We start from the raw sequence: 18,089 nt of genomic DNA on the forward strand, positions 1-18,089 counted from the left end.
GGCTACCTCCTCGCAATCGTGAGCGGGCCCCTGGCGACGACCCCGTCCCGCCAGGTGGTGGTGAACCCGCCGAGCACGTCGGGCGGGATCCGCCGCAGGGCGGCGATCAGGGCCCGGCCCTCCAGGCGGGCCAGGGCCGCGCCGGGGCAGACGTGCCGGCCGTGCCCGAAGCTCATGTGTCCGCGCTTCCGGGAGAAGTCCAGGTCATGGGGCTGGGCGAAGCGGTCCCCGTCGAGGTTGGCGCTCTCCAGGTCGACCCAGGCGAACTGCCCGCGCCGGAACCCCTCGCCGTCGGCGGCGGCCCAGCGCGCGACGAGCCGCACGGGCGAGTACACCCGCAGGACCTCCTCGACGAGCACCGCCGGAGCCTCCTCCGCCACCCCGGCGAACCGCTCCGGGTTCTCCACCGCCCACGCGACCAGGCAGCCGAGCTGGTTGAGCGGGTTCTCGTAGCCGCCGTGTAGCATGACCACCGGCGTCGACCTGGCGGTCTTGACCGGGATCTCCCCGGCCTCCGCCGCCGCCTCCAGGGCGGCGTGGAATCCGGCGGCCCGCCCCGCCTTGGCGTCCCGCTCGAACAGCAGCGTCGCGCGCATCCCGGCGTTCACCGCCACCCGCCGCCGGTCGGGCGGCAGATCGGGTTCGAGCAGGCCGAGCATCTTCCTGGTCAGCTCGCCCAGGCGTGCGCGCCGGTCCGCGGGGATCCCCAGCACCGACATGATCGCTTCGAGCACCAGCGGCTCGGCGAGGCCGGTGACGAGGTCGGCGTCCGGATCCGTCAGGACGCTTTGGAGCAGTTCGTCCGCCACCGCCTCCAGCCGGACCAGCACCGCGTCCAGATGCGCCTTCGTCAGGTGGGACCGGACGAGGCGCCGCAGCGTCTGGTGCGGCTCGCCTTCCATGAGCAGCAGGTTGTTGCTCTCCGCCTGCCCGAGGCCGGCGAGTGAACCGTCCGACACCAGCGCGTCCTCGGCCAGCTCGCTCCTGCACCGCTCCCAGCCCCGGACGTACGCGGAGCCGGTGAGCAGCGCCGCGCCGTCGCCGACGAACTCCATCAGGTCACCCGCACCTTCCGCTCCGCCCTGATCACCAGGATCTGGGTCAGCGCGCCGAGCACCGCGATCTCCACCGCGCTGCGGAGCACGGCCGACCCCTCGAAGTGCCCGGCGGCCGCGCCGCGGATCGCGTCGCAGACGGCCGACAGGGGGTTCCACTCCACGGTCGTCCGCAGCCATTCCGGGATGAGCTGGAGCGGGACGAACGCCGTGGACAGCAGGAGGAACGGCAGGAACAGCGGCGTCACCGCCTGCGCCGCCTCCGCGCTGCCCGAGCGCAGGCACAGCGCGAACGCGAGCCCGCCGTAGGCCATGCCCAGCCCGGCGGCCAGCGGGATCGTCACCGCCAGCGCCAGCGGCCAGTTCGCGATGTGCGCGCCCGACCCCCAGGCCACGAAGGTGAGGATCAGTACGAACAGCGCGATCCGGGTGCCGTCCCCGAGCCTGCGGCCGAACTGGCTCTGCGAGGGGCCGAGCGGCGACAGCTCCATCCGGTCGTAGAAGCCGAGCTGGCGCTCGACCGCGACGCCGATCCCGGCCGAGGCCGTGCCGAGCATCGCCGACATGACCATCGGCCCGGCCAGCACGTACTGCGCGTAGTTGACGTCCCCGTCGAACCCCGGCGTGCCGGGGATGCGCGTGCCCAGCGTCTCGAAGACCTCCGAGAACAGCACCGAGTAGACGACCAGCACGAACGCCGGCACCACCAGCGGCGCGACCAGCGTCTGCGGGCCGAGCGCCACCAGCTCGCGGATCGACCTGCGGTAGAGCACCCAGGTCGCGCGGAGCCTGACCGCGATCATTTGCGTCCTCCCCGGCGGGCGAGCGCGCGGTGCTCCTTCGTCACCGGGGAGAGCTGGCTCTCCCCGGTGGTCGACTCCAGCTGAGCGAACACGTCGTCGAGCGTCCCGTGGCCCCAGTGCAGGTCCACGACCTCGACGTCGAACTCCGCCAGGAACGGGGCGAGCGCGTCCAGCGAGGCGTCGCCGAGCTTGGAGGGGATCTCGACGAGCTGCCCCTCCACGGTGGCGTTAGCGCCGATCAGGCCGCGCGCCGCCGCCGCCGCGACCGCCTCCTCCGCGCGGCCCGCGTCGTCGCGGACGCGCAGCCGCAGCACACCGCCCGCCATCGCGGCCTTCAGCTCGTCGGGCGTGCCGGACACCACGATCCGGCCCTTGGCCATCAGCTCGATCCGCTGGCAGAGCCGGTCGGCCTCGTCCATGTAGTGCGTGCTGAACAGGACGGCCAGGCCCTGCGCCCGCAGGTCCTCCAGGAGTTCCCAGACCGTCCTGCGCAGGTTGGGGTCGAGGGCGACCGTGGGCTCGTCGAACACGATCGCCTTCGGGCCGTGCAGCAGCGAGAGCGCGAGCCCGAGCCGCCGCTGGGTGCCGCCCGACAGGTCACCGACCCGGCGCCCGCGCATCGAGCCGAGTTCGAAGACCTCCAGCAGCTCGGCCTGCTTGGCCGCCACGTCCCTGGACCGCATGCGGTACAGGGCGCCGTGCACGGCGAAGTGGTCGGCGACGGTCATCAGCGGGTCGAGCCCGGTGGCCTGCAACGCGACGCCCAGCAGCGGCCGGACCGCGGCCCGCCTGCGCACCGGGACGCCGTACACGTAGGCGTCTCCGCCGGTCGGCGCGATGAGCGTCGCCAGCATGTTGAGCGTCGTGCTCTTCCCGGCGCCGTTCGGCCCGACCAGCCCGACGATCTCCCCGGCCGCGACCGTGAACGACACGTCGGTGACCGCGTAGGTGCCGTCGGCGTACCGCTTGGCCAGCGAGTCGACGACGATGGCCTCAGCCGCCATGTGTCCCGCACGCCTTCACGATCAGGTTGGCGAGGTCGGCGACCGTCTGGCACTCCTCGAAGTCCAGCATGTCCTCGGGGACGTACCACTCGTTGTGGTCCTCCAGGTAGACCACGAGTTCGAGGAAGTCCAGCGAGTCGAACGCCAGGCTGTGCTGCCCCGGATCGGCGGTCGGCCAGAAGCAGGTCGACTCCAGGACGGTCTCACCGGCCCGCGCGCCGCCCTTGACGTTGCGGACCGCCACCCGGATCCCGTCCACCACGGCGTCGTAGGTCATCAGCACCGGCTTGCACCCCTTCCCGTTCAGTCCAGCGCCTTGGCGAGACGCGCCCAGACCTGGTCGTTGCCTTGTTTGACCTCGGCCCGCAGCCGCGGGGATTCTCCGAGGACCGCGTACCACTCCAGCCAGTGCGCCGGGTTCGCGGTGATGAAGCCGGACTGCGTGTCGACGAAGTCCTGGATGAGCCGCTCCTCGGCCTTCTCGGCGTCCGTGTCGGCCGCGATGGGGATCGGGTCGCCCGCGTGGAGGGTCACGGCGGGGCCGGTCATCCTCCAGAACAGCGGCGTGCACGGTCTGCCGGACAGCCTCGCGATCGCGCCCAGCCCCGCGCCGACCCGCATCCGCTGCCCGAGGAACGCCGCGTGCGTGACCCGCACCGAGGGCAGGACGACGTCGAGCATCACCCAGACCGAGCGCCCCTTCTTCAGCGCGCGGGTCATCCGGATCGCCGCCGACCGGTCGGACATGTAGACGACGTGCTCGCTGTGCTTCTCGCCGCCGGCTCCTTCGAGGACGTCCACCCTTGCCTTGGAGATGAGCGGCGCGATCGGCGACATCGCCACCGCGAGCGCCATCAGCGGATAGCCGGTGTAGTGGAAGCCGGACAGGATCGCCGCGCCGCCGCCCTCGACCGAGGCCGTCAGCTCGGAGAGGTCGATGTGGGCGAGGGCGTGGTCGATGACCGCGCCGGGGTCGGCCGTCATGAGCAGCTTGCAGACGAAGTGCGTCCAGACGAAGTTGCCGTAGACCTCGTCGGCCACGTCCTCGGGGATCCCGCACGCGGTGAGCGCCTCGGCGGTGGCCTTGACGTAGAGGTCGCGGGACGGGTGCTCGCGGCCGACCTCGGCCGCGAACTCCTCCATGCCGGGCCCGGAGAGGCCGTCCGGGCCGAGCCTGACGAGCGCGCGGGCCGCCTCGGCGAGCGGGTCGGTGCCCACGCTCACACCTGCGATCCGTCGAGGATCTTCAGATCGTCGGACTCCAGCGCGGCGACCAGCGGCCTGCGCCGGATCTTGCCGCTGGAGGTCAGCGGCAGGATCCCGCGCCGCGCGAGCAGCACCCGCCGCGGCGCGACCCCGACCCGCGTGACGATCTGGTTGCTGAGCTCCCGGACCAGCCGCTGGACCTCGCCCTCGCCGGTGAAGCCCGGTTCGCACTCGGCGACGACGGTCAGCTCGCCCCGCTCGGGCACGGCCACCACCCGGCCGGTGCGGATCCCGTCGACCTCGCTCGCGTAGGCCTCGACGTCGATGGCGTAGATGTTGCGTCCGGCGACCTGGAAGACGTCGTCGGTCCGTCCGAAGACGTAAAGCTCACCCTCGTGGACGGCGCCGATGTCACGGGTGTGGAACCAGCCCTCGACATCGGGAAGCCGCGCGCCATCGGCATAGGAGTCGGCGATCGAAGGGCCCCTGACCAGGATCTCCCCGACCCCCTCGCCCTCGATGCGCACCTCGTACCCGGGCAGCGGACGCCCCGAGGACACGATCCGGTGCCCTTGCGCGGCGGCGAACTCCGCGCCGCCGGGGATCGCGTCGAGCTCGGCCGTCCGCCAGCGCTCGTCCTGCGGCGTCCCGGTGACGGCCAGCACCGCCTCGGCCATCCCGTAGGCGGGCGCGAAGGCCGCCGGATCGAAGCGCATCCCGGCCATGACCTCGGTGAACCGTTCCAGCGAGGCCGCCCTGATCGGCTCCCCGCCGGCGATGCAGCACCGCAGGCGGCTCAGGTCCGACACCGTCCCGCGCTTGCGGGCGACCATGTCGAAGGCGTAGTTGGGCGCGGCGGTGAACGTGGAGCCGAACTCCTCGCACGTCGCCAGCCAGCGTCCCGGGCCCCGCAGGAACCCCTGCGGCGTCATCATGACCAGGTCGAAGTCGCGGACGAGCCGCCGCCCGACCGCGGTGAGCGAGCCGAGGAACATCCCGATGAGGCCCATGTCGTGCGACAGCGGCAGCCACGTGCAGGTCCCGTCGCCCTGCTCCGGCCCCAGCCACTCCATCAGCGCCAGCAGGTTGGCGGTGATCTTGTGCCCCGGCAGCACGACGCCCTTGGGGTCGGCCGTGCTGCCCGAGGTGAACTGGGTGAGCGTGAACGACTCCGGGCTGAGGTCGCGCGGGCCGGTCAGCGCCACCGCGTCCTCGTAGGACAGGAACTCGATGCCGTCCATCGGCGGGATCATCGGCAGGAACGCCGCGTCCACGACCAGGGTCGCCGCCCCCGAGACGGCGCAGATCCGCCGGATGAATCCCGCGTACCAGTCGAGATCGGATCCGCGGGGCGGCATCGGCACCGAGACGAGCGGCACCCCGGCCGCGATGGCGCCGACGAGAACGGTCACGCACGCGCGGGTGTTGGACAACGCGACCGCCACCGGGCGGCCATCGGACCGCGCGCGCAGACACCCCATGGCCTCGCCGCTTTTCCACAGCTCACCGTAGGGAACCGAGACTTTCTCGCTCGGGAAATGAAGCCGTACCCCACCCGGCCCCGGTGCGATCGTTTCCGCCAGCGTCATGAGCCGCCTCCCGATTCTCGACAAAAACGATGGGTTTTATTCTCTTCGGTATCCGGGCGCACGCGTCGCGTATTTCCCATCGAGACACGGCGACCGAATGAAGTGGTGCGAAGATCACGCGACAAGCCGGCACACGGCCTGCGAGGCGCCCCGACCAGACCAGGTCGACACACCTGTGACCTGCGCAAATGAGTTCAGAACGGGAGCCGCGAGGGGCGCGTCAGCGTGGGATCCCGAGGACCCGCACGACGGAACCCTGCGAAAACAACCTGGAAAGAAAAACTTTCATGTTTGCCCCCTTCACGTACGCAGGCCGCGGAGTGCGAGCCGACCACCGGGCTTTCCCCGAACCGCGCCAGTGATCGTCTTTGCGAGCGCTCCGTAACTTTATAGGCCGCTTCTAAATTGGCAAGGGCTACGTTGCGCGCCGAATCATGCACCGGACGCGATGGGCGCTGGTTGCCATACTCGAACTGTCGAAAGTTCATGATCCACACTGTCCGCATGCGGACATTGGGGCGCCCAATGTGATTAACATCACATCAATCAATCGCCGGGCCCGTAACCTTTTGAGGACCCATGAGTTAGATGACCTAATCTCTTGCCCTCCGGGCCCACTCACCCGGCGCCACCGCTGCCGGCAGACCCATCAGCCACCGGTGCGGGGCACCCCCACACCGCACCCCGACGAACGAGGGTGCGCCGCGCCCCCCGTGGCACGGCCCCGCCCCCTCCCGACCGTCCCGGGCGGGCAGGTCCCCGCACGAGTGGGCGCAGGCGCCGAACTACGCTCCGACGCCTTCCAGCACCTGTCGGTAGAGCCAGGCTGCTGCTGGAGCGCGACTACCGGAAGCCGGGGAGGCACGCCCATCTGCCCCCCTTGATTCTTTTGTGCGCTTTGGCCACCCCGCACAATTGATCTTGCATCACCCTTAGCCGGCGGTGCGCCGAGCAGAAGGATCTTTCTCGAACCGGCGGGTGGTGCCGCGACTTTTGCACGTGTACTTGATGACCATGAAAGGGCGATCGGATGCGATATTCCACTCGCTCCCTTAATCTAAGCGGTGCAGGATGCCCGCCGTTGGGCGAAGATCTAGGACATTGACGTTCCTGACGGAACCCGGGGAGCACATCCGATGTGGGATCTTGTGCGGCGGCACGGCGAATTACGGCTGCCACAGAGGGGGATATGCCGGGTATCGGGGATTCTGCTACCGACACCTGGGGAGGTAGTGCTGGTCGAGGCCGCCGGGGGCGCGAACGGCGCCGGACCGGCGTCCGATGAGGCCGAGCAACTATGGGCACTCGGACAGACCCACAAACCCGGCCGCCCCCATCGGAGGCGTCCCTACCGGAGAGGTCCATCACGATCCTCGCCAGTACCAACAACCTCACCGAGGAGGAGAGCCGGTGCCTTCCACACCAGCCCGTTCCCGCCACCCCGGAGATCACCCAGGTCAACACCCGAACGCGGCGGGCAGCCCTCCGCGCGTCCTGATCCTCGTCGTGCTGCTGGGTCTGGGCCTCTCGTCGTGCGCGAGTTCGGATTCCGAAACTGGCAGATCATTTTCCTACGCCATTCTGGAGCCGACCCACCTGACTCCCGGCCGCGAAACCAGCATCCAGGGGCTCTATGTTCTGGACGCGCTGTTCGACACCCTGACCCGGACCGACCCGAAGGGCCGCGTGGCGAACGACGAGGCGGAGTCGATCACCAGTCCCGACCGGCGCACCTGGACGATCAGAATCAAGCCGGGGCTGTCGTTCCACAACGGTGAACCCGTCACCGCCGCCAGCTACGTCGACGCGTGGAACACTGCGGCTTACGGCCCCAACGGATGGGTGAACGGCTTCTACTTCGCCCATATCGACGGCTTCGAGGCGATGAACCCGCCCGACCCTGACGGCGGCGGCCCCAAATCAGTGCCCCCGCCCAGTGCCGACCGGCTCGCCGGCCTGAAAGTGCTCGACCGGCGGACCTTCCGGGTGAGTCTCACCGCGCCGTTCAGCCAGTTCCCCACGACACTGGCGTTCGTCGGATTCGCGCCGCTACCGCGAGCGGCGTTGGCTAACATCCGGCAATTCGACCGCGCACCCATCGGGAACGGGCCGTTTCGGATAGAAGGGCAGTGGGAGAACAACCGGCAGATCAAACTCAGGCGATACCCCGGCTACCGCGGAATCCGGCCCGCACGCAGCGACGGGCTCACCTTCAAGATCTACGCCACCTGGGAGACCGGCTTCACCGACCTGCGCGCAGGCAGGGTCGACGTCATGCGGTCCATCCCGGCGCCGCTGATCCCCCAGGCACGCCGGGTGTTGGGCGGCAGGATCCGCTCCATACCCAGCAGCACCATGGAGTACCTGGAGTTCCCGCTCTACGACAAGCGGTTCCAGAACCCGGACCTGCGCAAGGCGATCTCCATGGCGATCGACCGGCAGGGCATCGTCAACGGCGTCTACGACGGGGCCTACCGGCCGACCGGAACGATCCTCGCGCCCATCATCCCGGGATTTCGCCCGAACGCCTGCGGGCAGACCTGTACCTACCAGCCGGACAAGGCCAGAGAACTGCTCCGCCGCGCCGGCGGCTGGCAGGGGCCGCTGCAACTCAGCGTCGCCGGCAACGACTCCACCGACCGGCAGTGGATGATCGATGTGGCCAACCAGTTGCGGCAGAACCTCGGCATCACCGACGTCCGCGTACGGGCGATCCCCCAAGCCTCCTATCTGGGCCTTCTAGGAGACCGCAAAATGTCCGGGCCCTACCGGGCCACCTGGATCATGGACTATCCCAGCGCGGAGAACTACCTGACCTTCCGATGCACCCCGGACAACCGGCAGGGCTACAACGGCGCCGCCTGCCGCGACCTGCTCGCCCAGGGCAACCGGGCCCCGTCCCCGAACAAGGCGGTCCCCTATTACCAGCGGGCCGAAGACATTCTGCTCACCGACCTGCCGGTCCTGCCGCTGTGGAACCAGCAGGACACCATCGCCTATTCCAAACGCCTCAGCAACGTCAACACCGACCCCTACGTCGCCCCCCACGTCCGCCTGGACGAGGTGACCGTCAAATAGACCGGCGCATCCAGCGACGGCTGACCGGATGGTTCGGGCTGTCGATGTGGGGCGGCCTGTCCGCCGGCCCCGTGCTGGCCGTCCTGGCCCACCGGTTCGGCGGCGCCGACGCCGTCTGATGGACGGTCGTGGCATTGCCGCTCGTGTCGAGCGCCCTGGTCGCCACCACCCGTTCGCGGCAGGAGCGGAGGCCGGGCTCCTGGCACGACATCCTGCCCGGCGGCGCCGGGCTGCCAGGGGTGTGCCTCGGCCTGGCCGCCTACGGCTACGGCACCCTGACCGCCCTCCTCGTCCTCTACCTCGGCGGCTGGCAGATGGGGCCGGCGATGTTCGCGGTGCCGTTCCTGCTGTCGCGCTCGGCGGGCAGCCCTCTGGTGGACCGGTACGGTGGCGCCGCCGTCGTCCGGGTCCCTCTCGCTCACCGGCGTCGCTGTCACCGGCGCGGGGCTCGGCCTCGTCTACCCTGCACGACCACGATCACCCTCGGCCGCGTCGGGCCGCTGCGGTCGGCACGATGACGTCCTTCTGGGACCTCGGCATCCTCGCCGCCGGACCGCTCGGCGCCCAGATCGCCGCGAACCTCAGATACAGAGCCGCCTTCGCCACCGCCATCGCCGCGGCCCTCGGGGCCCTCGCCACGGCCGCGGTCCTGGGCCCCCGCCGGACGCTCAACCCGGCGGCCTAGCCTGGTCCGGCAGGGGCCGTGCGGCCCGGCGCCCACGATCGCGCTGTGCTCCCTCATCGTCCGCGTCGACGACCCTGACCTGATACGGCCAGGCGGCGCGCGGTTATGGTCCGTGCAGGTCAGTCCCGGGGCCGACGCGGCACCGTGTCCGGCCGCCGCCCCTTCTCAAGAGCGCCGGATGGTCGCCTTGCTCGGCGACGTCGGCCGTGGAAGGAACGAGATGTGCCGGTACCAGAGTCGCCACGGCGTCGTGTGCCCGGTCCAGGAGGCGGGGCCCGGGGTCCACCAGGGGCCCTCCCTCCCCAGTTTGCGCTGCGTTTCGGCGACCAGTTCGTCGGTATCGCCCGCGAGCTCGTAGACGACGAGGAAACGCGGGCAGCCGGGGGCCGGGTGAGCGAGTTCACGCCGCACCTTGTATCTCGTCCCGCGGCTGAAGCCGGCGTTGGCCACGGCCTCAGGCATATGGGTATCGGTGTAGAAGGCGTCGAACTCGGCCAGTTCGCCATCGCCGATGCCGGCGGGCGGGTCGATCCCGATGATGTAGATCAGATCCGGCGTGCCCGTCGAGGGAGAGGTCTCCGCGATCTTCTCGTAGACCACCCGCCACCGGTACGTCAGCAGGTCCGGCCAGAGCGGCGGGTCGGCGGAGTAGCGGGGTCGGCGGCTCTCGTCGGCGAGGTAGGCGTTGACCGCCCGCTCGTCCTCGACCTCGTAGGCCGCCAGGTACCCACCGCCGAAGTCGCCCCGCGGGTCCGGCCGGTGGAGGGCGTAGCGGTGCGCGGCCGCGAAGCCCGGATATCTCGCGAGGACCTCGGGGATGTGCGTCTCGTCGAAGAACCGGTCGAACCGTTCGACGTCCGCCGGGGCCGAGCCGCCGAAGTCGAGAGCGACCCAGTAGAGGAACTCGCTTGAGAAGGGTGTCGCGGTCATTGCGCTCCGTTCGTGCGAACAGCCCGGCGGTCGGGGCGTCGCCGGGAGCCTCGTGGGGACGAGCGGTTCGCCAGCGCGCCTGCTCATACGACACATGTACTGGACGGTCGTACGCCCGGTCCACCAGCCGGGCACCCGCGTCGCACTCCATCAGCTCACGCTCGGTGAACCTGCGCCCCGGCGGCACGCCTTCGAGGATGGCCCGAACCTACGCACGACCGACCGCGGCACGGTCTCAGCGAGGCGAACGATCCGCAGGTCTGGTCCCGTCTCCGACAAGCCGCCTCCTCGCTTTTGTATGACATAACATAGTCATACGCTAACTTCAAGGCCAGCCTCACAACGAATGTGCCCATACCGTGGCCGCTCGGCAAAATCAATGGTCACAAGCGACGATGTAACCTTCCCGACCATCCACGTCCAGTCTCGTCATTGACGTGGCATAGTACGTCTGCTTTCGTACGTCATACAAACTAGCCTCATCCGGCCGGACAGGACGATCTTCTGTTCGCGCACGTTCGCGGAGCACGGCACCAACGGACACCCCCCGTCCCCGTTCCGAGCGAAAGCTCCCATCCCACCCCCACCAGCGTCTTTCTAAGGAGGAAGGATGTTGAGTCGATCGGTCGGCAAGGGGCACAGGGGACGTCCCCGGATGCTCGCGCCCATGGTGGCCGCCGCCATGGCCGCCGGTCTCGCGACCGCATGTTCCACGGGCTCGTCGGGAGGAGAGGGGGGCGGGTCCGGGGGCACGCTCCGCGTCGGCGTGGTCGCCAGCACGATCTCCACTCTCGGCGCCTACTCCAACCTGAGGTCGCAGGACTTCTACGTGCGCAACGCCGCGATGTTCGAGCCGCTCGCGCACCGGACGAAGGGCGGCGGCTACCAGTGGGCCCTCGCCACCGGCATGACGCACAACAAGGAGAACACCGAATGGACGGTGAAGCTCCGCCCGAACGTCAAGTTCCATGACGGGAGCCCGTTCAGCGCCGACGACGTTGTCGCGGTCTTCAAACGGGTCCTCGACAAGAAGAACGCGCTCATCGAGCGCAACTACATCGACGAAATCGACCCGAAGGGCATCGAGAAGGTCGACGACCTGACGGTGAGGTTCAAGCTGCCCGAACCGTACGGGGCGTTCCAGTTCGCCGTCACCAACAGCAACATCATCTTCGACAAGAAGGGCTCCAAGCCCGAGCAGGCGATCGGGACGGGTCCGTTCATGCTCTCCAAATTCACCCCCGGGCGGGAGACGGAGGTCAAGAGGTTCGACGGCTACTGGGGGGCGAAGCCCAAGGTCGACAAGGTCAGGGTCATCAGCTTCAAGAGCGTGGAGGCGACGACCAACGCACTGGTCGGCCACCAGATCGACGCGAGCTCCAACATCCTCCAGACCTCGCTTCCGACGATCGAGAAGACGCCGAGCCTGAAGATCATGAAGGGCGACAACGTCCTGAAGGTCAGCATCAACATGCGCGTCGACGTTCCGCCGTTCAACGACGTGCGCGTCCGCCAGGCGATGCAACTGATCATGAACCGCAAGCTCGCGCTCACCAACGCCTTCGACGGCCTCGGGGTCCTGGCGAACGACCACATGGGCATCGACGCCTGCCTGCCGGACGTCCCCCAGCGAGAACAGAACCTCCCCCAGGCCAAGAAGCTGCTCGCGGACGCGGGCAAGTCCAATCTCAGCGTCGATCTGGAGACCGCAGCGAACAAGCCCGGCATGCTCCAGCTCACCCAGATCCTCGCCGAGGACGCCAAGAAGATCGGCGTCACCATCAACGTGAAGAAGATGGAGCTGGGCGCCTACCTGGAGAGATGGGGCAAGCGGACGTTCTACACCGGCTATGACACCCGTCCCTACCTGGAGGCCGTAGACGAAACGACCAGCACGGACGACGTGTTCAACCACCAGCACTGGCACGACCCTGAGTTCGAATCGCTGGCCAAGAAGCTCTATGCCACCGCCGACGCGCAGGAACAGTGCGGGATCCAGAAGAAGATGAAGCAGATCGAGTACGAACGGGGCGGGAGCCTCCTCGCCGCGTCGAACCCCACGGTGAGCGTGTACTCCTCCAAGGTGCACGGCCTCGTCCCGGAATACCCCTCCGGCAACCTGTACGACTTCACCAAGGTCACCATCGACCAGTGAGCAGGCAGGACGACGGCACACGAACCGGAGCCGCTTCCCACCGACCTGGACGGACGAGAGGACACCTCCGCACTCCGGCGAACACGGAGTCGGCTCTCAGGGTCCGGGTGGACGTCGGCTATCGCGCACGCCCGAACCTGACCGCAAGCGCGTGACCTTCATAAAGACCGCCCGAAGCTGACAGCAACAGCAGGCCCCAGAGCCAGCCACGGGCGCACGCCGAGAGTGGGCAATTCGCTGGTTCCGGATGGCCTCTGATACTTGAGCGACGTTTCTAACATTGAGGTTGTGGACGAGGACGAGACGGCGCCGGAGCATCGGCCGGTCAAGGACGCACACAAGACGCTAGGGCTCTGGTCGATTCGTCGCGCGCTGACGTTCGCCTTCGCCGCCGCGGTTGTGTTGCTGGTCGCTGCGTGGTTCTTACTGTTGTGGCTCCTGGGCTCACCGCCGCACGCCAAGCCCAAGCCATTGGAAACCAGAGACCTTCTGGAACTGCTCAAGCTCGTCTTCGCCCTGGTCGCCGGCGTTGGCGCGTTGGTTGCTCTGGTGACCGCCTATCGCCGGCAACGCGTTGACGAGGCCGCCGGGGAGCGCGCCGAACGCGTCCAAGCCCACGTCGAGCAAGTAGCGCGGGACGCAGCACACGACGCAACCGAGCGTCTGGTCACCGATCTGTACGGTCAAGCCGTCGGGTTGCTCGGCCACGACAAGGCCGCCGTCCGGCTAGGCGGCCTGTACTCCTTGGAACGTCTTGCCCAAAACCACCCTCAGCACCGCCAGACTGTCACCGATGTCGTGTGCGCCTATCTACGCATGCCCTTCCGGCCCCCGTTGCCCAACACCTCCCAGCAGGAGCCCGAGTCCAACACTCACCAGGATCCCGCTGATGACGATGCCCGGCAGGAACTCCAGGTCCGGCTCACCGCGCAACGACTCCTACAGCGCCACCTGACCATCATTCAGCTGGCCAGCAACCCTGCCATGTACTGGGAAAATATCGACATCGACCTCACCGGCGCCCATCTCATCGACTTCGACTTCACCAACTGCTGCCCGGCAGGCGCCACGTTCACCAACGCCTACTTCATCGGAGACACCAGATTCGGCGCAGCGCGGTTCGCCGGGCGCACCGTGTTTGGCGGGGCAAGGTTCAACGGAACCTCCTACTTCAGCGCGGCGCAGTTCAGCGCGAACGCCGATTTCCGCGGAACGCGGTTCGACGGGTACATGAGGTTTCGCACCGTAGAGTTCGACGGGGATGCCGACTTCGGCGCGGCGCAGTTCAGTGGAGGCGCCGACTTCCGCGCGGCGCAGTTCCGCGGGGACGCCCTATTTGAGGGGGGACGGTTCGGCGGGGACGCCATGTTCAACGAGGCGAATATCGGGGGGCTCACCGTGTTCTGCGGAACACGGTTCGACAGGCGCGCCGAGTTCTGCTGGGCGCAGTTCAAAGGGCGCGTCAGGTTCGATGGGAACGCCGTGTTCGGCGCGGCGCAGTTCGGCGGGGATGCCGACTTCCACGCGGCCAAGTTCGGCGAGGAGGCCGACTTCCGTGGGGCGCGGTTCGGCGGGAAAACCAAGTTCAACGCGGCGCGGTTCGTGCATGCTCCCACCTTCCGCGGAGCCACGGTGAAATATCCGAACGATGCGCACGAATGGCCGAGCCCCTGGCACGCGGAGGCCAGTGGTGCCGGTACGGCTCGGCTCATCGATGGGAACTGACAGCGGGCCGCAACACCAACACCAGCGGAGGTCGCCACGCGTGATCAGCCCCCCACGGCCTAAGCGCGATGAAGCAACTGATCGCCTTGGTCATGACCAAACCGCAAAAATACGGTCAGCCGGGCTCAGTTCCTGGCCCCGGGAGCCGCGCGGCCAAACGATCTTTGAGAGTGCCGAACGAATGCGGACGACCAGAGGCAGCGCCCCCCGAGCGTGCGGACCAGTCTGAACAGGGTGCGGTGATTGCTTGGGGGTCTACGGATCAGAAATTTGAGCGCTTATAGCAGTTTGGGTGGCATGCGGCCTAGTAGTGGGTGATGCTGGACCGCAACCAAGCTTCGGACAGGGAGACGGTGCATGGACGAGGGTGAGCGCGAGTTCCATCAGGCCATGGTCGCGATCTACCAGACGGCCAAGCGAGAGCTGGGCTATAACGCGACCCGGTTTCTACAGATGGTCAGCCACGAGGGCGGCGTTGCCACAGCCAAACGGCTTCTCTGGTCCGACGCGCCCTCAGACGGGTTCACAACGCTGCGGGACCACGGTCGGCTGGATCTCACTGTGGAGGCTCACGTCCTGCGTCCAGAGTATGAACGACTCTTCACCGACGAGGACCGCCAGAAGGCGCGTGAACGGCTCGAACAGTACGGCTGGGTCGAGCGATCGACCTGACGGCAACCGTGACAGCGACGTCGGCTCACGACCACCACCACGCGCACATGGCGAGCACCGTCTCACCTCGGTCGGCGAGGTGATCGCAGGGTGGTTGCTACTTCTGAAAAGCAGCCGGTCACTGGTCAGCCGATCTTGGGCCCGGGGGAGCAGGCGGTCCGCGGACGGGGGCAGGGCCATGCTTCTGCACTGCTGACAAAGTGTTTGGCGCGTACGGTCGGCATGTCTACTCTGTCGGTTCATGAGGTACGTACGGCGACACTCGCTGCTGGGCAAACGGTCGTCGTCGCGAATCTGGTCGGGTCGCTCCCCCGGCCGTGCGCCAAGATGCCCCCAGAACGTGCTCAGCGGAAGCGGCGTTCTTGTCGCCGGGCTCTTTTCGGCGAAGCAGAAGGACTATGCCGAGACCATGAGCGTTCTGGTGGGCGAGGTAGAGCGGTTGGGCGGTCGGGTCATGGGGCAGTTCGTACAGCGTCGAGGGGTCTCGGGCGGTAAGAAGGGCCATGCGCCTGGGGGCAGGACGAACATGGACCGGCCCTATTCCTCACGGACGCTGATGAGCACAGGCAAGGTGCGTGAGATAGCCGCCGTGCGGGTCGAGACGGACGCCAAGGCGGTGGTTTTCGCTAATGAGTTGACCACCAGACAGCGAACAGTCCTGGCAGAGCTGCTCGGCTGCCCGGTCCTCAGCTACGGTGACCTCGCCAACGGCCGTGCTAACGACGGGGGTCGATGATCTCGGGCCAAGGCGGCGTCCGGAACCATTCGGAACCCCTTGGTGCTATAGGTACGCGAGTGGACGGCATGCAATCGGCCGCGATCAGCCAGGGTGATCAAGGGGCGGTCGCGGTCACACCTGTGGTACGAGCGGAGGGCAGCTCAGCCGCCATGACGGCCGTGATCGGTTTTACTCCCGAGCTGACAGCGCGCATCTATCCCCCTCATCCGTTCAGGTCATTGAATTGACACCAGTCATCTGATTTTCGAGCAAGATCTTGCTCATATATCACTCGGAACTCCATGCAAGGAGTGCGTTTGGTCCGTCCATGCGGGTTAGGTCGTGTCGGCTGGGATGGTGGAGGCGAGTTGTCACGGACGTTCGGTTCCGCGCTCACGGCAGCCTCATGCGATGCCGAGTTATCGGGTCGTGGCGATCTCTCCCTGTTACTCATCGTGGCTCAACTCAGCCCGGATGTTGCCCCTGGGCCCCAAGACTGGGCGGCGAGGCCACACCTTCCGTGGCAGGGTCAGGCGTCTTTTCAACCGGTCCACCACGCCACGATCCTCACGTGACCGTCGATCGCCTTGGCCGCCGCTGAGTCGGTAGGGAGCGGCCCGGTTGGAACGCTGGACCCTCCGGAGTACGTCCCGAGGAGCATGATCGGCGGGTCGTGACGGCGGGGAGTTCGCTCGTGCCGTTCACCGCCGAGTCCGCGCTGTATGCGACGGTCGCGGAGTGCCCGGCGGTGGAGATCGCTGCTGTCAGCTGAGGTGATGGCGCGGGGTGTGCCTTGAAGGTGTGGCTTCGGGACCCCGGGTCGGGCCGGTTGGTGTCGCCTGGTCTTGGTGGCGACGGGGTGGCACATGATCAGAGGCCGGTCTGGGATTTCTCCTGAACCGGCCTCTGACCTGCGAATCCTGGGTGGAGCTGAGGGGATTTGAACCCCTGACCCCCTCGATGCGAACGAGGTGCGCTACCGGACTGCGCTACAGCCCCAAGGACTCCGTAAGGTTAGCAAACATCGGGACATGCTCGCGCACGGGTTATTCGCCTACGGCGCGGCGGTCGTCGGCGTACTGGTCGAAGACCTCGTCGGCGGGGACGAGTTCGATGACCTCGGCGGGTTCGGCGGTCTCGGCCGGTTCGGTGGGCTGTTCGGCCTGGCGGGCCTTGGCGCGGGCCTCGGCGGCGGCCTGGGCGCGGGCGGCGTCCATGCCGACGGCGACGCGGAGCAGCGCGAGGTGGCCGGCCAGCAGGGCGACCGGGGGCAGGACGGCCCACCACGGCGCGACGCCCGTCGCGGTCAGGACGATGGTGGTCATCGCCAGCAGGGACAGGCCGGCGGTGCGGCGGCGGCGCCGGGCGATGACGGCGGCGCGGCCGGGACGGGCCGGGCGGGCCCCGTGTTCGGGCTGGGGGGGTTCCGGGGCCTCCTCCAGGGTGTCGGGAGGGGTCGTGTCCGCGGTGGGCTCCTCGGCGCGTTTGTGGAGGAGGCGGGTGATCCCGGCCTCGGTGTCGCGGCGCAGCCACATGGGGACGAGGACGACGGCCCAGACCGCGACGATCGCGAGGTACAGGACGGCGCTGCTCACCGGCTCACCGCCGTTCCCAGGGCACGCTTGACCGGCGAGCCGACTTTCGGCGCGCGAACGTGCAATGGGAGCAGGGTCACGCCCCGCACGGTACGAGCCGGTGTCAGAGGTTGACGAGCATAAGGGGCGGTGTGTCGCGAGATCGATGCCGCCGTTACTCTCCGTTTGCCGAGCCTTCTCGATCGCAGGATTCTTACGGGCGGAAAGTCAGCCCGGCGTCATGAGGTCGAGCGGGGAAAGGCCTGCTTGCGTCCGGCGAGCCAGCGGGCGCGCAGGCCACCGGGCACGTCCTCGACGGTGAGGGCGTAGCAGATGTGGTCGCGCCACGCGCCGTCGATGTGCAGATGGCGGCGCCGAATTCCCTCTTCCCGGAATCCGAGTTTCTCGACGACGCGGCGGCTGGCGGTGTTCTCCGGGCGGATATTCGCCTCGACCCGGTGGAGCCCGACGGTGAAGAAACAGTGGTCGACGGCGAGGGCGACGGCGGTGGGAATGACCCCGCGCCCGGCGACCTGGCGGTCGACCCAGTAGCCGATCTGGGCGGAGCGGGCCGAGCCCCAGACGATCGCGCCGATCGTGAGCTGGCCCGCGAAGTGGTCCTCGTGGGTGACGACCCAGGGGAGGGCGAGGCCCTGGCGGGCCTCGCGGCGCATGGTGTGGACCATGCTGACGTAGGGGCCGAGGCCGCTGCGGAACAGCGGAGTCTCGGGGTTGGTGGGCTCCCAGGGGCGGAGCCAGTCGGCGTTGCGGACCCGCAGGTCGCGCCAGGTGGCGGCGTCGCGGTGCCGCAGCGGGCGCAGCCCGACAGGGCCCTCGGTCAGGGTGACCGGCCATCCCCGCAAGCGTTCCACGGTTCCCATGATTCCCTGGTAGC

Annotated in this window: 16 protein-coding genes and 1 tRNA gene; 7 read left to right on the forward strand and 10 right to left on the reverse strand. The window is 68.3% G+C overall.

The annotated features are described in order from the left end of the window. Window positions 1–2 precede the first annotated feature (2 nt). From KLI87_RS32705 to KLI87_RS32730, 6 genes are read right to left on the reverse strand one after another with little or no spacing between them, the layout of a single operon-like run. Entirely contained in the window at window positions 3–1,055 is a 1,053-nt protein-coding gene (locus tag KLI87_RS32705; protein ID WP_214620143.1) for a cytochrome P450, read from the reverse strand. Then, window positions 1,055–1,858, reverse strand: coding sequence for an ABC transporter permease (locus tag KLI87_RS32710; protein ID WP_214620144.1), 804 nt, complete (start codon window positions 1,856–1,858; stop codon window positions 1,055–1,057). Before KLI87_RS32710 ends, KLI87_RS32705 begins: the two co-directional genes overlap by 1 nt. Further along, window positions 1,855–2,862: an ABC transporter ATP-binding protein gene (locus KLI87_RS32715; RefSeq protein ID WP_214620145.1), complete on the reverse strand. Its 1,008-nt coding sequence runs from the start codon at window positions 2,860–2,862 to the stop codon at window positions 1,855–1,857. The genes KLI87_RS32710 and KLI87_RS32715 overlap by 4 nt, the downstream gene beginning before the upstream one ends. Beyond that, window positions 2,852–3,145: an acyl carrier protein gene (locus tag KLI87_RS32720; RefSeq protein ID WP_214620146.1), complete on the reverse strand. Its 294-nt coding sequence runs from the start codon at window positions 3,143–3,145 to the stop codon at window positions 2,852–2,854. The genes KLI87_RS32715 and KLI87_RS32720 overlap by 11 nt, the downstream gene beginning before the upstream one ends. 20 nt (window positions 3,146–3,165) lie before the next feature. Further along, the gene (locus KLI87_RS32725; RefSeq protein ID WP_214620147.1) at window positions 3,166–4,086 is read right to left on the reverse strand and encodes a hypothetical protein; all 921 of its coding nucleotides are present in this window, start codon (window positions 4,084–4,086) and stop codon (window positions 3,166–3,168) included. Beyond that, a complete protein-coding gene (locus KLI87_RS32730) occupies window positions 4,083–5,657 on the reverse strand; it encodes an AMP-binding protein (protein ID WP_308166366.1) in 1,575 nt (524 codons plus the stop codon). The genes KLI87_RS32725 and KLI87_RS32730 overlap by 4 nt, the downstream gene beginning before the upstream one ends. A gap of 1,506 nt (window positions 5,658–7,163) precedes the next feature. Between KLI87_RS32730 and KLI87_RS32735 the strand changes: the two genes are divergently transcribed. From KLI87_RS32735 to KLI87_RS32745, 3 genes are all read left to right on the forward strand, one after another. Further along, complete coding sequence (locus KLI87_RS32735) at window positions 7,164–8,735, forward strand: ABC transporter substrate-binding protein (protein ID WP_214620149.1); 1,572 nt, start codon at window positions 7,164–7,166, stop codon at window positions 8,733–8,735. Window positions 8,736–8,863: 128 nt separating this feature from the next. Beyond that, on the forward strand, window positions 8,864–9,253 hold the full coding sequence (locus KLI87_RS32740; protein ID WP_214620150.1) for a hypothetical protein: 390 nt from the start codon (window positions 8,864–8,866) through the stop codon (window positions 9,251–9,253). Further along, a complete protein-coding gene (locus tag KLI87_RS32745; protein ID WP_214620151.1) occupies window positions 9,250–9,420 on the forward strand; it encodes a hypothetical protein in 171 nt (56 codons plus the stop codon). Before KLI87_RS32740 ends, KLI87_RS32745 begins: the two co-directional genes overlap by 4 nt. A 165-nt stretch (window positions 9,421–9,585) precedes the next feature. On the opposite strand, the gene KLI87_RS32750 is transcribed toward KLI87_RS32745, so the two are convergent. Then, window positions 9,586–10,350 carry a DUF4286 family protein gene (locus KLI87_RS32750; protein ID WP_214620152.1) on the reverse strand — a complete coding sequence of 255 codons (765 nt, stop codon included), beginning with the start codon at window positions 10,348–10,350 and terminating at the stop codon, window positions 9,586–9,588. A 610-nt stretch (window positions 10,351–10,960) separates the two neighbouring features. Here KLI87_RS32750 and KLI87_RS32755 point away from each other — a divergent pair. The 4 genes from KLI87_RS32755 to KLI87_RS41705 all read left to right on the forward strand — a co-directional run bounded on the left by KLI87_RS32755 (window position 10,961) and on the right by KLI87_RS41705 (window position 15,638). Continuing rightward, on the forward strand, window positions 10,961–12,505 hold the full coding sequence (locus KLI87_RS32755) for an ABC transporter substrate-binding protein (protein ID WP_214620153.1): 1,545 nt from the start codon (window positions 10,961–10,963) through the stop codon (window positions 12,503–12,505). Window positions 12,506–12,793: 288 nt separating this feature from the next. Continuing rightward, entirely contained in the window at window positions 12,794–14,230 is a 1,437-nt protein-coding gene (locus KLI87_RS41700; protein WP_214620154.1) for a pentapeptide repeat-containing protein, read from the forward strand. Between the two features lie 357 nt (window positions 14,231–14,587). Further along, window positions 14,588–14,902 carry a hypothetical protein gene (locus tag KLI87_RS32765; protein WP_214620155.1) on the forward strand — a complete coding sequence of 105 codons (315 nt, stop codon included), beginning with the start codon at window positions 14,588–14,590 and terminating at the stop codon, window positions 14,900–14,902. A 340-nt stretch (window positions 14,903–15,242) separates the two neighbouring features. Then, window positions 15,243–15,638, forward strand: a complete 396-nt coding sequence (locus KLI87_RS41705; protein WP_308166367.1) for a hypothetical protein — start codon at window positions 15,243–15,245, stop codon at window positions 15,636–15,638. 907 nt (window positions 15,639–16,545) lie between these two features. Here KLI87_RS41705 and KLI87_RS32775 read toward each other — a convergent pair. The 3 genes from KLI87_RS32775 to KLI87_RS32785 form a co-directional block, all read right to left on the reverse strand. Further along, window positions 16,546–16,619: transfer RNA gene (locus tag KLI87_RS32775), tRNA-Ala, on the reverse strand. Window positions 16,620–16,666: 47 nt separating this feature from the next. Next, complete coding sequence (locus KLI87_RS32780) at window positions 16,667–17,215, reverse strand: hypothetical protein (protein WP_214620157.1); 549 nt, start codon at window positions 17,213–17,215, stop codon at window positions 16,667–16,669. A gap of 218 nt (window positions 17,216–17,433) precedes the next feature. Then, window positions 17,434–18,075: a GNAT family N-acetyltransferase gene (locus KLI87_RS32785; protein WP_156220059.1), complete on the reverse strand. Its 642-nt coding sequence runs from the start codon at window positions 18,073–18,075 to the stop codon at window positions 17,434–17,436. Window positions 18,076–18,089: the final 14 nt, after the last annotated feature.

This window comes from Actinomadura sp. NEAU-AAG7 (genome assembly GCF_018603865.1).
Lineage (GTDB): Bacteria > Actinomycetota > Actinomycetes > Streptosporangiales > Streptosporangiaceae > Spirillospora > Spirillospora litoris.